Raw genomic sequence first — 15,030 nt, 5'->3', positions numbered from 1 at the left:
TACCAGAGCGGGATGCTCTGTGGGCAAGTTCGTCAACTGTCCGCCGCGACTGACTATTCGCCAACTACCGTGTGTGCTCGGCGATCAACGCTGGGCATCGTTCACTTCGCAGAACACCGAATGCCTGGGGCCCCACGTACCGAGGACACCGATGTCTCAACTTCGCGCACCCACCGCGCGACCCGAACGCCGAGAAGGCGGACGGCACGGCCGGCCGGGCAGCCGCGCGCCCTCCGCCAAGCCGTCACCGGCCAAGGGCGCGCCGCCTCCCGGGCCGGACGCGCCGGGGTCACCCGAACGACGTATACACCCTCAACTCCTGCGCGCCGCTCTGGCGCCGACCGTCATCGCCTCACTCAGCGGCCTGCTCGCCGTGCTCGTCACCGTGCGCTCCGGCGGCGTACGGCCGACCCCCGAGATCTGGGCGGCCGTCGGCGGCACGGTGCTCTCCGGCGTCGTCGCGGCCACAGCCGCCGTCATCGGCGCCGACCGCGCGGCCAGGTCCGTGATCGACCGCTGCCACGCGCTGCGCCGGTCGAGCGCCCGCGCCCAGGCCGACCTGCGCGGCGTCGTCGAACAGCTCCGCCGGGGCGAGGGCCCCCCGCCGCGCCGAACCCCCGGGGTGAAGGCGCCCGTCGGCGACGAACTCGCCCTGCTCGCCCAGGAACTGGGACGCTCCCAGGACGCCGCCGTCGCCGCCGTCGTCCAGGCGTCCCGGCTGTCGAGCAGCGTCGGCAACGAACAGAAGGTCGAGGTCTTCGTCAACCTCGCCCGCAGACTCCAGTCACTCGTCCACCGGGAGATCGAAGTCCTGGACGACCTGGAGAACAAGGTCGAGGACCCGGACCTGCTGAAAGGTCTCTTCCAGGTCGACCATCTCGCCACCCGCATCCGCAGGCACGCCGAGAACCTCGCCGTACTCGGCGGCGCCGTCTCCCGCCGCCAGTGGAGCCGCCCGGTCACCCTGACCGAGGTGCTGCGCTCGGCGGTCGCCGAGGTGGAGCAGTACCCGCGCGTCAAACTCGTGCCGCCGGTCAACGGCACCCTGCGCGGCCACGCCGTCGCCGACGTCGTCCATCTGCTGGCCGAACTGGTCGAGAACGCCACGGTGTTCTCCCCGCCGCAGACCGAGGTCCTCCTCCGGGCCCAGCCGGTCACCGCCGGGCTGGCCATCGAGGTGGAGGACCGCGGGCTCGGCATGCCCGCCGACGAGCAGAAACGGATGAACACCCTGCTCGCCGATCCCGACCAGGTCAATGTCGCCCATCTGCTCCAGGACGGCCGGATCGGGCTGTTCGTGGTGTCCGCCCTCGCCCGACGGCATGGCATCGCGGTTCGCCTGCACGCCAACATCTACGGCGGTGTCCAGGCCGTACTTGTCCTGCCGCAGGGCCTGTTGGGCGCGGACCCGGACGGACAGCAGACGGCCGGACCGGCTCGGACAGCGCCGCAGCCCGTGCCGCCGACATCCGTCCCCGCCCCGGTCCCGGCGCCCGCGCCCGTACCCAAGCAGGTGTACGAGACGGAGCTGCGCCCCGTCACGGAGAGCCGGCGCACGTCGCACCGGCGGACGTCCGGCGGAGGGCCGTTGCCCGTACGCGGCGAGAACGGCGCGCGCCCCACACCGGCCGGCGCGCGTCCCGGCCCGCTCCCGCCCGAGTTCCGGCAGGCCCCCGACCCCGCACCGCCCGACTCGTCATTCCCCGGCCCGCCGTCGGACCTCCCCGCCCCCGGCGTCGTGCGCGGCACCATGGACCGGCCCCAACTGCCCAGGCGCCGCAGCCAGGAGCACCTGGTCCCGCAGTTGAGGGACGCGCCCGCCCCACCCGGCGACGGTGTACCGACCCTGCACGACCCCGGTCTGATGGCCGCCTTCCAGCGCGGTATCGGCCTCGCCGAGGCCCAGCCCGCCGGGGATCCCCGCCCCGATCCCGCCCCGGCCTCCGGCCCAACTCCCACCCCCGTGACGGAACTTCCGGATCCGCACCGCCAAGACCGAGACAATCCCCACAAGGAGTAGATCACCATGGTGAGCGATGGGCCGACAGGCCATGTCTCCGACCTCGACTGGCTGCTGAGCGGCCTGGTCCAACGGGTGTCGTACACCCGCAGCGCGGTACTCCTCTCCTCCGACGGACTCGTCAGATCAGTCCACGGCCTCGATCCCGACAGCGCCGACCACATGGCCGCTCTCGCCTCCGGCCTCTACTCACTGGGGCGCAGCGCGGGCGCGCGCTTCGGCGACGCCGGCGAGGTACGCCAGGTGGTGGTGGAGCTGGACTCCACCCTGCTCTTCGTCTCGACGGCGGGCTCCGGCACCTGTCTCGCCGTGCTGGCCGGACGCGAGGCGGACGCGGCGGTCCTCGGCTACGAGATGGCGATGTTCGTGAAGAGCGTCCGGCCGTATCTGGCGACGCCGGTCAGGCAGGCGGTCGGCACGACATCGAGCGTCACGGGACAGTGAGCGTGACGGTCCCCACGGACGGGCCGTGGCTGGACGACGCGGCGGGCCGGCTCATCCGCCCATACACGGTCAGCGGGGGCCGCACCCGCCCGACGGCCGCGCTGGATCTGTTGTCGCTGGTCATGGCCACGGGGGCGGCGAGCGACAGGTACTTCGGCCCCGAGCACAGCGAGGCGCTCGGCCTCTGCCAGGGGCCGACCTCGGTCGCGGAGATCGCCGGACATCTGCGGCTGCCCGCCGTCGTGACGAAGATCCTGCTCTCCGACCTCATGGACAGCGGCGCGGTCACCGTCCGGCCGCCGCACAACTTCGACAATCCCAGCGACTGTGCCCTTCTGGAGGCAGTACTCGATGGCCTACGACGACAGCTCTGACTGCTTTCCCACCCCCTTCCCGACCGCGCTCAAGGTCCTGGTGGCCGGCGGCTTCGGCGTGGGCAAGACGACATTCGTGGGATCGGTCAGCGAGATCGCACCGCTGAACACCGAGGAGCTGCTGACGCAGGTCGGGGCCGAGACGGACGATCTGACGGGAGTCGAGCTGAAGAGATCGACCACCGTCGCGATGGACTTCGGCCGGATAACCCTCGACGAGCGCCATGTGCTCTACCTCTTCGGCACCCCCGGCCAGGAACGGTTCTGGTTCATGTGGGACGAGCTCTCCCAGGGCGCCCTCGGCGCGATCGTCCTCGCCGACACCAGACGGCTGGAGAACTCCTTCTCCGCCGTGGACTTCTTCGAGCAGCGCGGCATCGGATTCGTCGTCGCCGTCAACGAGTTCGACGGCGGCTTCCGTTACGACCCCGAGGAGGTCCGGGCGGCCATCGACCTCAGGCCGGACGTGCCGGTGGTGATATGCGACGCGCGCATCGCCAGCTCCGGCATCCGCACGCTCGTCACACTCGTCCAGCACCTGCTCACCGCCGTCCCGGTGGACGATGTGCCCGGCACCCCCGTGCCGAGCGGTATCGGCCCGGACGACGGGGCGGCGTGATCAGACATCTGACGGGCCGTCAATTCGGCGTCGTGCATGGTCAGTCACGGTGTTCCAGTACGTCGACGGCCAGTTCGCGTACCACCGACTCGTCCACCTCCACACCGAGACCCGGCCCCTCGGGCACCCACGCGGTCCCGTTCTCGACCCGCACGGTCCCACCCGCGTACGGCGAGCCGATGAACTGGCGGCCGTTGAGGTCGACCGGGGTCGTGATGCCGTACGCCGCGAACAGATGCAGCGAGGCGGCCAGTCCCAGGTCCGACTCGGTGAGCCCCGACCCCATCAGCTCGACCCCGCAGTCCTCGGCGAGCGAGCAGAGCCGCCGGGAGAGCGTGAGGCCGCCGCTGCGCTGGACCTTGGCGATCGCGACATCGACCGCGCCGAGTCGGACGAAGGTCGCCAGATCGCTCGGATGCCGCAGGCTCTCGTCGAGCGCCACCGGTACGGCCGAGACGTCCCGCAGCCGCCGCAGCCCGGCGATGTCGTTGGCGGGCAGGGGCTGTTCGAAGGCGGTGACCCCGAGCGCGTCGAGGCGGCGGGCCATCCGCAGGGCGACCGGAACCGTGTACGCCTGATTCGCGTCGACCCAGAGCGGCGCGTCCGGGGCGTGTTCCCGGACGGCGGCCACGACCGCCGCGTCGGTGTCCTCGTCGTGCAGACCGATCTTGACCTTGAAGGCGCGGTATCCCTCGTCCCTGCCCTCGGCGACGCTGTCACCCACCTCGGCGGGCGACTGGCCCGAGACGATCCAGCCCAGCTCGACGCTCGGGGTCCGGCGCTGCCCCCACAGAACACCGAGCGGCACGCCCGCCGCCCGGCCGAGCAGATCGTGCAGCGCCACGTCCACGGCGCTCTTGGCGAGGGGTGCGCCGATGGTCAGGCCACGGTTGACAGCCCGGTCGAAGGCGGTGTCGACGGCGTCCAGATTCCACCCGGGTGTGCCGATGATCGCCGGCGCCAGATAGCGGTCGATCGTGGTCACGATGGACTCGGCGGTCTCGTACGTCCAGGCGGGGATGGGCGTCGCCTCACCCCATCCGTACGCCCCGTCCGCACCGACCCGGACCAAAATCCGGACGGACGGTTTCCCGGCGACGGCCACGGAGCCGCCGGCGACGCCGAAGGAGCGGTGGGTGGGCAGTTCGACGGCGAACGTCTCGACGCGGTCGATCCTGAGCCCGGCCAGATCGTCTCTCACGTGACCTCTCCTCCGTCTACCGTCGCACCCGCGTCCCCCGCACCGCCCGGCGGCGGCGCCGTGCTGGCGCGCAGCACCACCTCGCCGCCCACCCTCAGCACCCGCGACCGCTCCCCGCGCGGCTCGCGCAGCGCCAGCGAGATGGCATGCTGCCCCATGGCGGTCAGCGGCAGGGCGACGGTGGTGAGCGGGGGAGTCAACTCCCGTACGAGCGGGATGTCGTCGAAGCCCGCGAGCGAGATGTCCCCGGGGACCTCGATGCCTGCCTCCCGGAAAGCGGCGAGCGCTCCCACCGCCATCACGTCGGTCACGCCGAAGACACAGGTGGGGCGGGTGGCACGGGTGAGGAGTTCGCGGGCCGCCGCATAACCGCCGTCGCGGGTGAAAGCGCCTTCTACGACACATTCGGGGCCGAGTGTGATCCCCGCCTCGGCCAGGCCCTCGCGGAAGCCCGCCAACCGGTCGGCGACGGTGGTGAGTTCGGGCGGCCCGCTCAGCACGGCGAACCGCCGGTGGCCGAGCGCCAGCAGCGCGCGGGCGAGCTTCGCGGCGCCCGCGCGGTTCTCCGGCAGGACGGCGTCGGCGCGGACGCTGCGGTGCCGGCTGACGACGGCCACCCGGCCGCCCGCGCGGATGTACGGGTCCAGCTCCGCGCCCAACGCCCGTTCCCAGGTGCGGTCCTGGAAGCCGGAGCCGATCAGCAGGATGGCGCGGGCGCGCTGGGCGCGGAGGATGGAGACGTACTCGATCTCCCGCGCCGGTTCGCGGAACGTGCTCGCGAGCATGACCAGAACGTCCTGTTCGGCCGCAGCCCGCATCACACCGTCGGCGATAGCGGCGAAGTACGGGTCACCCACGTCGTGGCAGATCAGCCCGACCGTGTTGCTCGACGAGCTGGCGAGCGCCTGGGCATGTGCGTTGGGGATGTAACCGAGCAAATCCGCTGCCGCGCGCACCCGTTCACGAAGCTCGTCCCGGACACGTGTCGTGCCGTTCAACGCCCTGGACGCGGTCGCCAGCGAGACCCCCGCACGCCGGGCCACGACGTCGAGCGTCACATGGACCCGTGCTTCCCGTTCACTCACGTCGGCCCCCGAGTTGCCGTGGCGGCAGGTCCCTTGGCGGGCCCCGGAAACTTCCGGACGACCTATTGACCGTTCGGACAAGCAGTCATTAGCGTGGCGATCACCTTACCAGAAAGCGCTTTCTGAAAGCGCTTCTTCCGGTACGGCAGAACGGCAACCGGTACAGCAGAGGATCGGACAGCGTTGAGTAACCGCTCCTGATTCCCGAGGAGTTCACTGTGAGCCAGAGTGTCATGCCGGGACCGACCAAAGAGATCGCGGGAGTCGCCACACGCAACAGGCCAGGAGCGGGGGAGCGGTTCGGCAAGGCCGTCGAGACCAGCTGGCGGCCCGTCGTGCTGCTGCTCGCGTGCTTCGTCGCGTGGTGGGCCATCGCCGCGGCCGAGCTGGTCGAGCCCTATCTCGTCCCCTCACCCGGGGCGACCCTGGACGTGCTGACGGGCCAGACCAGTTACATCTGGGAACACACGTGGGTGACCACCTACGAGACCCTGCTCGGCTTCCTCATCGCCGTCGTCGTCGGGGTGCTCGCGGCGGTCGTGATGGTCTACTCGTCGACCGTCGAGAAGACCCTCTACCCGATCCTGCTGTTCGCCCAGGTCGTACCGAAGATCGCCATCGCGCCGCTGTTCGTCGTGTGGCTCGGCTTCGGTATCACGCCGAAGGTCCTCATCGCGGTCCTCATCGCCTTCTTCCCGGTGGTGATCTCCATGGTCACCGGCCTCAAGGCGGTCGACCCCGAGATGCTCCAACTGTCCGCGACGATGGGGGCGAAGCCGTGGCAGACCTTCGTCAAGATCCGCTTCCCCGCCTCGCTGCCGCATCTGTTCTCGGGCCTCAAGGTCGCGGTGACGCTCGCGGTCACCGGCGCGGTCGTGGGCGAGTTCGTCGGGGCCAACGAGGGGCTGGGCTATGTGATCCTCCAGGCCAACGGAAACCTCGACACCCCGATGCTGTTCGCGGGCCTGCTCGTCATGTCACTGATCGGCGTCGTCCTGTTCGTCCTGGTCGAGATCGCCGAGAAGCTGCTCCTGCCCTGGCACGCCAGCCGCCGGGACAACAACGTCACGACCTCGTTCTGATGAGACCTCCCCTCCGAGAAGGGCCAGCCATGCACTCCCGCAGACTCCTGATCGGCCTCGTGCCGCTTCTTCTGGTCGCCACCGCCTGCGGCGAGGACGGCGACGACACCAGCACCAGCGACTCGGGCAAGAAGCTCGACAAGGTGACGCTGACGCTCAACTGGTACCCGTACGGCGAACACGCGCCGTTCTACTACGGCGTCAAGGAGAAGATCTTCGAGAAGCACGGCATCGACCTGGAGATCAGGGCGGGCCAGGGCTCCCAGAAGACCGTCCAGGCGACCGCCGCCGGGCAGACCGACTTCGGCTGGGCGGACACCCCCGCCGTGCTGAGCGGCGTCGACCAGGGCGTCAACGTCAAGAGCCTCGGCGTGATGCTCCAGACGACGCCGTCGTCCGTGCAGTTCTTCAGCGACCAGAACATCAAGACGCCCGCCGACATCAAGGGCAAGACGGTCGCGGGCACGGCCGGTGACGCGCTCACCAAGACGTTCCCGATCTTCCTGGAGAAGAACAACCTCAAGCTGTCGGACGTCAAGATCCAGAACACCGACCCGGCGGGCAAGATCGCCGCGGTGATCTCCGGCAAGACGGACGCGCTGCTCGGCTACGCGAGCGACCAGGGCCCGACCATGGCGGACAAGGCCAAGAAGGACGTCGAGTACCTGCGCTTCTCGGAGAACGGGCTCAACTTCTACTCCAACGGTCTGATCGCCGGCCAGAAGATCCTTCAGTCGGACGCCGACCTCACCAAGCGCATGACCGCGGCGGTCAGCGAGGCGTGGGCCGCGGCCGAGAAGGCGCCGGAGCCCGCCGTCGCCGCCATGGAGGGCGCGTCGGAGCAGCTGCCGCCGAAGGCCGTACTGACCGAGCAGTTCGCGACGACGATGACGCTGCTGCACACCGAGTCCACCCAGGGCAAGGCTCCCGGGCTCAACACCGAGGCCGACTGGCAGGCGACCATCGACGTCTTCGCCGAGGCCGGTCTCGTGAAGAACCCGAAGGCTCCCTCGGACTACTGGGACAGTTCGGCACTGAAGGGATGACGATGCCCAGGGAAGCGACTCTCCGGGAGCATGGCGTGAGCAAGACCAGTCTCAGCAAGGACGACGGACCGAAGGACGGCGCGGGCGCCGACGGCACGGCGGCGGTCTCGCTGGCCGATGTCGCTGTCCGCTTCCGTACGAAGGACCGCGACGTCACCGCCCTGCGGGACGTGTCGCTCGATGTGCCGATGGGCGAGTTCGTGGCGATCGTCGGCCCCTCGGGCTGCGGCAAGTCGACACTGCTCAAGCTGGTCGCCGGCCTGCTGAAGGCGTCCGCCGGTGACGTACGGCTGCACGGTGAGCAGGTCGACGGGCCACGGCCCGACATCGGTTACGTCTTCCAGCGGGCCGCCCTGCTGGAGTGGCGCACCGCGCGGCGCAACATCCTGCTCCAGGCCGAGGTGCGCCGGATGCCTAACGTGGTGGCGCGCGACCGCGCGGACGAACTCATCCGGATGACCGGCCTCGGAGGCTTCGAGGACGCCTATCCGCACGAGCTGTCCGGCGGGATGCAGCAGCGGGTGGCCCTGTGCCGGGCGCTGCTGCACCAGCCGCCGGTGCTCTTGATGGACGAGCCGTTCGGCGCGCTCGACGCGCTGACGCGCGAGCAGATGAACATGGAGCTCAACCGCATCTGGCGGGAGACCGGCACGACCGTACTGCTGGTCACGCACTCCATCTCGGAGGCCGTCTATCTGGCGAACCGGGTCGTGGTGATGAGCCCGCGGCCGGGCACCATCACCGAGGTCATCGACGTGGGGCTGCCGGCGGAGCGGGACTACGTGGAGACCCTGGCCAGGCCGGAGTTCCGCGAGGCGACCACGCACATCCGGGAGCTGCTGGGGGCGGCGTCGGCCGAGGACTGACCGGTCCCATGAACCGGGTGGGGGGCGGCACGACTTGGCGACGTGCCGGCCCCCGCCCGTTCCCGTCGCCCCCGGATATCCGGGTGTCCGCAGGCAGGCGCTGTGATTGGCTTCCCCGGTGAGCGAAGAACGTATCTCTGTGAGGCACCGCGACGCCGCCGATCTCGACGCGTGTGTCCGCGTGCTCGCCGAGGTCCACCAGAGCGACGGATATCCCGTCAACTGGCCTCAGGACCCCCCGGGTTGGCTCGCGCCGCCCGAGTCGCTCGCCGCGTGGGTGGCACTGCTCGACGGCCGGATCGCCGGTCACCTGTGCCTGTCCCGCGCCCGCCCCGGCGATGCCGCGCCCGATCTCTGGAGCGGTCGCACCGGCACGAGCCCGGAGGAGACGGCGGTGGTGAGCCGGCTGTACGTCTCGCCGAAAGCCCGGGGCCAGGGGATCGGGGCGCTGCTGCTGGCCGAGGCGGTCCGGGAGGCCCGCGGGCATGGGCTGCATCCGGTGCTGGACGTGGTGACCTCCGACCGCTCCGCCGCGGCTCTGTACGAACGCCAGGGATGGACGCTGATGGCGACGGGCGAGCAGCGGTGGGGGCCGGACCAGACCGTCCAGGTCCACTGTTACGCGGCTCCCCGCTGACCCGCCTGCGCCCCCTGAGAGCACCGCACCCCCCGCCCGGCCGTGAGGCCCGACGGGGGGTGCGGTGCTCGTACGGGGGTTACCCCGGTCGTACGGGGCTGCCTCAGTACCGCAGCCTCGACAGGTGGCGGTAGCTGTTGCGGGCCGTGGCGATCGGGTCCTTCGGCGAGTCGTGCTCGACCAGCCACTGCCGTACGCCGCCCCGGCGCGCCGTCTCGAACATCTCGGCGAAGTCCAGGACGCCTGAGCCGACGTCCGCGAAGTCGCCGTTCGGGGCCATGTCCTTGACGTGCAGCGCCGGGAAGCGCGGGCCCTCCTCCACGAACAGCCGGCGCGGATCCGCCCCGCCCTTCGCGGCCCAGTAGAGGTCCAGTTCGAAGCCGACATACTCGGGGTCGGTCTCGTTGAGCAGGATGTCGTACAGGACCTCGCCGTCGACCACCTTGTGGTCCGCGTCGTGGTTGTGGAAGAGAACCGGGCCCAGACCCGACTCACGTGCCACGCGGCCCGCCCTGTTCATCGCCGCCGCCGCCTCGCGGTAGCCGGCGGGGGTGTGCATCTCGCCCGGCAGGCTCGGTACGACGACCCACTCGCCGCCCAGCGTGTGGACGTCCGCGATGGCCTGCTGGAGACCGGTGCCCGCCACGATGCCGTAACCGACGTGCTCCAGCACCGCCTTGAGGCCGACGTCGTCCAGCACCTGGCGGATCTGCGCGGCGTTGCGGCCGAACCGTCCGCTGACGCCGACCGTCGCGTAACCGATGTCCGCCAGCTGCTCCAGCGTCCCCTCGAAGTCCGTTTCGAGGATGGAGCGCATCGTGTAGAGGTGCATACCGATGCCCGAACGCGGGATCTTGCGCTTGGGCCGGCCGTGGCCATGTCCGTGCCCATGTCCGTGCCCGTGGCCCCGGCCGGACTCCGACGCGTACGCGGTCGTCGCCGTCGACGCCAGTCCCACCGCGGCCAGTCCCACCGCCGCCGTACCCAGGAACGCTCTTCGTGTTCCGTTCACGCTCACGTGACCTCTCTCAACTCGCTCGAATGCGGCTCGTGTTGCTGCGACTCACTGCGCCGGCCCACTGCCCCGGCCCACTGCTCCGGGTCAGCGCGCGGTGATCTCGACGGCGCCGGTCGTCGTGTCGCCCTTGTCGTCCGTGACCGTCAGATGCGCCGTGTACGCGCCCGGCCGTGTGTAGGTGTGGGTCGCGCTCGCACCCTGCTCGCCGGTGGGCTTGCTGTTGTCGCCGAAGTTCCAGCTGTACGAGGCGACGGACCGGTCATCGGCGAGCTTCACCGTGCTGGTCAGCTGGACCGCGAGCGGTGCGTTGCCCTCCTCCTTGGTCGTGTTGACCGTGACACCGGTGCCCGGCTTCTTCTCGACCCCGCGGCCGTTGAAGCGCAGCCAGTCCAGAGACAGCACGTCCTGGCCGTCCGGCTTCCAGTCGGGGTTGCTGAAGACCACGTACATCTTCACCGTGCCGCCGACCGGCCTGAGCGCTGTGGTCGGCGAGATGAAGTTGGTCCAGTTGCCGGTGTTCGGGACGGTGACCGAGCCCATCAGCGGGCCGGTCGGCGAGCCGTTGCGGAACTCGATGGTCCCGCCCGTACCGCCCGACGACGCGCCGACCGTCACGGACTGCACGCCCGTGAGGTTCACCGGGTCGAACGCGACCCAGTCGCCGTGCTCGATCTCGATCACGCGCCTGCCGCCGGACGCCTCGGCGCGGGCGCCGATGGTGACGCCGCCGCCGTCGCCGCCGGTCTCGCTGAAGAACTCGCCCTCGCGGTAGGAGGCCTTCAGATTCGAGACGGCGGTTCCCGTCAGCGCGGGGGCGCCGTCGCCGCCGTCGTCCTTGTAACTGGCGGTGATGCGGAAGAAGAGATCCTGGTTCGCGTGCTCGTCGTTCGTCGGGACGGTGAACTCACCCGCGCAGCCCTGCTTGGACTGCACCGGGTGCAGCGTGGTCCCGTGACCGAGCCGCCCCTCGACGGTGACGCGCCCGCAGTCGATCTCCGCGCTCTTGCCGTCCTCGGGGTCCCTGACCTTCACGGTGAAGGGGACCGTGTCGCCGAGGCTGAACATGCCGCCGTCCGGGGCCTTCTGGATGGTCAGCGCGGGCCGCGTGTTGCCCACGACGATCTCCTGGCCGGCCTGCGCCGAGAGCTTGTCGGGACCGGTGACCGTCAGCCGTGCGGTGAAGACGCCCTTGTCGACGTAGATATGAGTCGGGTTGGCCTTCGTGGAGTCGACGGTGCCGTCCCCGTCGAAGTCCCACGCGTATGTGACGGGCTTGCCCCCCGGCAGTCCGGAACCCGCGCTGGAGAACTTCACGCTCCGCGGCGCGGGCCCGGTGTCGGACGTGGCGCTGATCTTCGCCGTGGGCAGCTGGCCGTCACCGGTGTAGTCGATGCGGTAGATGGCGGTGCCCTGGTTGATCACGCCCGTACGTCCCGCGCCCGAACCGACCCCGAAGTCGATCACATACATCGAACCGTCAGGTCCGAACTCCGACTCGAAGAGCTGGTTGAACTTCATGTCGGTGAAGATCTTGTTGATCGACTGGATGTCCCCCGCCTTGGCGTCCGGGAAGCGCGGGTCGGTGAACTCCTGGTCCTTCTGCTGGACCGAGAACGTCTTGAACCAGTTCTGGCCCAGATCGAAGGCGAACCACTTCGAGTCGAAGTACTCGGGGAACTTGGTGGGCGAGGGGTTGTCGGGGTCGTAGTCGTAGACGGGACCGCTCATCGGCGCACCGCCGCCGCCGACCTCGGGGAACTGCGGCGAGCCGGAGTACTGGTACGGGACGGTCGCAGGCACGGCCGGCGGCAGTTCGCGCAGACCTGTGTTGTTCGGCGACTCGTTGACCGGCTTGGCGCAGTCGAACTTCGGACCCGAGACCTTGGTCGCGAAGTCGTAGTCGTTGAACGGGGTGTTGGCGCCGATGCAGTACGGCCAGCCGAGGTTCGCCGCCTTCGGGACCCGGTTGAACTCGACCGTACCCTCGGGCCCGCGGTTCGGGTCCGCCGAACGCGAGTCGGGACCGTAGTCGCCGACCAGCAGCACCCCGGTCTTCGGGTCGGTGGTGATACGGAAGACGTTGCGCAGCCCCATCGCGTAGACCTCGGGACGGGTCTTCTCCGTGCCCGGCGCGAAGAGGTTCCCCTCGGGGACGGTGTACGTCCCGTCGTCCTCGGGGGTGATCCGCAGGACCTTGCCCCGCAGGTCGTTGGTGTTGGCCGCGCTGCGCTGCGCGTCGAACACCTGCCGGCCCGGACGCTCGTCGATCGGCGTGAAGTTGTCGGAGACGAACGGGTCGGTGTTGTCACCGGTCGCGATGTAGAGGTCGCCGTCCTTGTCGAAGGCGAGCGAGCCGGCCATGTGTACGTTGGCGCGCTGCTCGTCGCGGTCGGTCGGGATCTCCAGGATGAGCTTCTCGGACGCCGGGTCGACCGTGTTCCCCGTCAGCGTGTAGCGCGACAGGTTGATCTGCTTCTTCTCCTTGTCGGAGTGCAGGAGATAGAGCCAGTTGTTCTCCGCGAAGTCCGGATCGAGCGTCAGCCCGATGAGCCCGTCGGACTGCTCGGTCATCTTCAGGCTGTAGTCGAAGTCCAGCGCGGTGGTGGTCTGCATCGTCGCCTGGTCGAGGACCTGGAGCTTCCCCGTGCGCTGGATGTAGATCACCCGGCGGTCCGGGGTCACGGCCAGCTCGTAGGGGTCGGAGAGGTCGGTCGCCAGCTGCGTACGCTTGAACGACCCGGTCTTGGTGGCCGAGCAGTCGCCGGGCTTGTTGCCTGCGGCCCACTGGATGCCGCCCAGAAGGTGCTTGAGGAAGTTCTCCTCCTGGAAGGAGGACGCGTCATGACCGCCGGCGGTGAACCACGAACGTCCGCCGTCGTAGTTCTGGCACCAGGACCACGGGTGGTCGACGCCCTCGTCCAGCCCGGTGATGCCGTCGTTCACCTTGATCTGCGCGAGGGTGTGCACCTTGCCCGTCGGGTTGGTGCGCCAGTTGTACCACTCCTCCGTACGCTCCCAGAGCTCCGGAAGTCCCTTGGTGGAGGGGTGCGCCTGGTCGAGCACCTTGACGCGGCCGGTCTGGATGGCGGGGTGCTTGTCGAAGATGGCGCCGGTCAGCCCCTCGTACCAGTCCCAGTCGCGTTCACTCGCGGACGCCGCGTGGAGTCCCACCCAGCCGCCGCCGGCGCGGACGAACTTCTGCAGGGCGGCGCGCTGCGGCGCGTCCAGCAGATCGCCCGACTCCGGCGTGGAGTTGGTGTTGTTGAAGACGATCGCCTGGAAGCGTCCGAGGCTCGCGTCGGTGAAGACACCGGCGTCGTCGGACGCCTCGACCTCGAAGCCGTTCTCCGCGCCGAGCTTCTTGATGCCGTCGATCCCGGCCTGGATCGACTCGTGCTCGAAGTTGGTGACCTTGGAGAAGACCAGGACACGGTACGGCGCCGCCTCCGCGGGAGGCGGCGAGGCGACCCCGAGTCCGAGCACGAGAGCGAGCAGTGCCAGGACGACGGTGAAGGGCGTAAGTGCCCCTCGGGATCGGCCGATGCGCAGAGGGGATCGGTCTGGTGGACGGCTTCTCACGGGCGCTCCCGGTGCAGGTGGCGGCGACGAAGGGTAAGAAAGCGCTTTCTTTAGTACGCCGCACAGCGTAAGTTCACTGGTTCCGGGGGGTCAATGGGTCGGAAGCGCCCACTGTGGTATAGGAGTTGGGTGTACCGTCACGCACCTCCCGTCAGGAAGCCGGAGATCCGCTCCCTCAGCGACCGGGGGTCGAGGCCGTGTGCCGCCAAGTGGTCGGTGATCTCACCGTACTTGCGCAGTTCGCGCCGGCCCACGCCCAGCCCGAGCACCCGGTGCGGCACGTCGGCCAGTGCCTCGGTGGCCGATGCGGTCGATGTCCCGGCGAGATACGGCTCCACGATGACGGCCTCCGCCGCTCCCGTGTCGCCGACCGCCCGGCGCAGCGCCGCGCCGTCGAAGGGGCGGACCGTCGTCGCGTACAGCACCGTCGTGTCGAGCCCCTCCGTCGCCACGAGGACGTTGTCCAGCATCGGCCCGACGGCGACCACCACGCCGTGCCGGCCCTCGCGTACGGTCAGGAAGCCCGCCCCGTCGACCGGCCGCGCCATGTCGTTGGTCTGGAGCGACAGCCGTAGGTACACCCGGTCGTCGCCCTTCGCGGCCTGCCGCAGCAGGGCCTCGGCCTCGTCCGGGTGACCCGGCACCTGCACGGTCCAGCCGTCGAGTGTGTCGAGCAGTGCCACGTCGCCGGGCGACATATGGGTGAGACCGGCCGACGGAGTGTCGTACGACGCCCCGGCGCTCACCAGCACGCCGCCCACGCCCTGGTGTCCGAAGTCCAACTTCACCTGTTCGAAGGGGCGTTCCACGAGGAAGCTCGCGAACGTGTGGACGATCGGCCGCATTCCGGCGAGTGCGAGCCCGCCGCCCGCGCCGACGAGCAGTTGTTCGCGGATCCCCACGTCGATCACCCGGTGCGGGTGCCGGCGTTCCGCCTCGCGGAAGCCGTCGCTGCCGATCACGGCGAGTACGACGGCGAGCCGCGGGTCCTCGTCCAGGAGCTGCGACACGGTCGAGGCGAAGCGCTCACGCATGGTGTCCATCTGAAAACCTCCGAGT

13 protein-coding genes are annotated in these 15,030 nt (G+C 69.8%); 8 read left to right on the top strand and 5 right to left on the bottom strand.

What is annotated here, in order from left to right; genetic code table 11:
- Positions 1-151: 151 nt before the first annotated feature.
- Genes OIE74_RS05310 through OIE74_RS05295 form a run of 4 tightly spaced genes read left to right on the top strand, consistent with a single transcriptional unit; the run spans position 152 to position 3,457 of the window.
- A complete protein-coding gene (locus OIE74_RS05310; RefSeq protein ID WP_329378920.1) occupies positions 152-2,020 on the top strand; it encodes a sensor histidine kinase in 1,869 nt (622 codons plus the stop codon).
- Positions 2,021-2,026: 6 nt separating this feature from the next.
- The gene (locus OIE74_RS05305; RefSeq protein WP_329378918.1) at positions 2,027-2,464 is read left to right on the top strand and encodes a roadblock/LC7 domain-containing protein; all 438 of its coding nucleotides are present in this window, start codon (positions 2,027-2,029) and stop codon (positions 2,462-2,464) included.
- Between the two features lie 2 nt (positions 2,465-2,466).
- Positions 2,467-2,838 carry a DUF742 domain-containing protein gene (locus OIE74_RS05300; RefSeq protein ID WP_443076030.1) on the top strand — a complete coding sequence of 124 codons (372 nt, stop codon included), beginning with the start codon at positions 2,467-2,469 and terminating at the stop codon, positions 2,836-2,838.
- A complete protein-coding gene (locus tag OIE74_RS05295) occupies positions 2,816-3,457 on the top strand; it encodes a GTP-binding protein (protein WP_329378913.1) in 642 nt (213 codons plus the stop codon). The genes OIE74_RS05300 and OIE74_RS05295 overlap by 23 nt, the downstream gene beginning before the upstream one ends.
- 40 nt (positions 3,458-3,497) lie before the next feature.
- Here OIE74_RS05295 and OIE74_RS05290 read toward each other — a convergent pair whose 3' ends face one another.
- Together OIE74_RS05290 and OIE74_RS05285 are read right to left on the bottom strand one after the other, a co-directional pair.
- Entirely contained in the window at positions 3,498-4,658 is a 1,161-nt protein-coding gene (locus OIE74_RS05290) for a mandelate racemase/muconate lactonizing enzyme family protein (protein WP_329378911.1), read from the bottom strand.
- Positions 4,655-5,716 (bottom strand): LacI family DNA-binding transcriptional regulator, encoded by a 1,062-nt coding sequence (locus tag OIE74_RS05285; protein WP_329392171.1) that lies wholly within the window; start codon positions 5,714-5,716, stop codon positions 4,655-4,657. Before OIE74_RS05285 ends, OIE74_RS05290 begins: the two co-directional genes overlap by 4 nt.
- Positions 5,717-5,976: 260 nt before the next feature.
- Between OIE74_RS05285 and OIE74_RS05280 the strand changes: the two genes are divergently transcribed.
- The 4 genes from OIE74_RS05280 to OIE74_RS05265 all read left to right on the top strand — a co-directional run bounded on the left by OIE74_RS05280 (position 5,977) and on the right by OIE74_RS05265 (position 9,374).
- Complete coding sequence (locus OIE74_RS05280; RefSeq protein WP_329392170.1) at positions 5,977-6,825, top strand: ABC transporter permease; 849 nt, start codon at positions 5,977-5,979, stop codon at positions 6,823-6,825.
- 29 nt (positions 6,826-6,854) lie between these two features.
- Positions 6,855-7,871, top strand: a complete 1,017-nt coding sequence (locus tag OIE74_RS05275) for an ABC transporter substrate-binding protein (protein ID WP_329378909.1) — start codon at positions 6,855-6,857, stop codon at positions 7,869-7,871.
- 2 nt (positions 7,872-7,873) lie between these two features.
- On the top strand, positions 7,874-8,737 hold the full coding sequence (locus tag OIE74_RS05270; protein WP_443076029.1) for an ABC transporter ATP-binding protein: 864 nt from the start codon (positions 7,874-7,876) through the stop codon (positions 8,735-8,737).
- A gap of 118 nt (positions 8,738-8,855) precedes the next feature.
- Positions 8,856-9,374, top strand: a complete 519-nt coding sequence (locus tag OIE74_RS05265) for a GNAT family N-acetyltransferase (protein ID WP_329378905.1) — start codon at positions 8,856-8,858, stop codon at positions 9,372-9,374.
- Between the two features lie 103 nt (positions 9,375-9,477).
- On the opposite strand, the gene OIE74_RS05260 is transcribed toward OIE74_RS05265, so the two are convergent.
- The 3 genes from OIE74_RS05260 to OIE74_RS05250 form a co-directional block, all read right to left on the bottom strand.
- Positions 9,478-10,386 carry a sugar phosphate isomerase/epimerase family protein gene (locus OIE74_RS05260; RefSeq protein ID WP_329392169.1) on the bottom strand — a complete coding sequence of 303 codons (909 nt, stop codon included), beginning with the start codon at positions 10,384-10,386 and terminating at the stop codon, positions 9,478-9,480.
- 90 nt (positions 10,387-10,476) lie between these two features.
- On the bottom strand, positions 10,477-13,971 hold the full coding sequence (locus OIE74_RS05255; protein ID WP_443076028.1) for a ThuA domain-containing protein: 3,495 nt from the start codon (positions 13,969-13,971) through the stop codon (positions 10,477-10,479).
- A gap of 137 nt (positions 13,972-14,108) precedes the next feature.
- Entirely contained in the window at positions 14,109-15,014 is a 906-nt protein-coding gene (locus OIE74_RS05250) for a transketolase family protein (protein WP_329378903.1), read from the bottom strand.
- Positions 15,015-15,030: the final 16 nt, after the last annotated feature.

Origin of the sequence: Streptomyces sp. NBC_01716, from assembly GCF_036248275.1 — a bacterium.
GTDB lineage: Bacteria > Actinomycetota > Actinomycetes > Streptomycetales > Streptomycetaceae > Streptomyces.
Note: the sequence above shows the minus strand (reverse complement) of the source record. Positions and strands in the feature narration are given on the sequence as shown.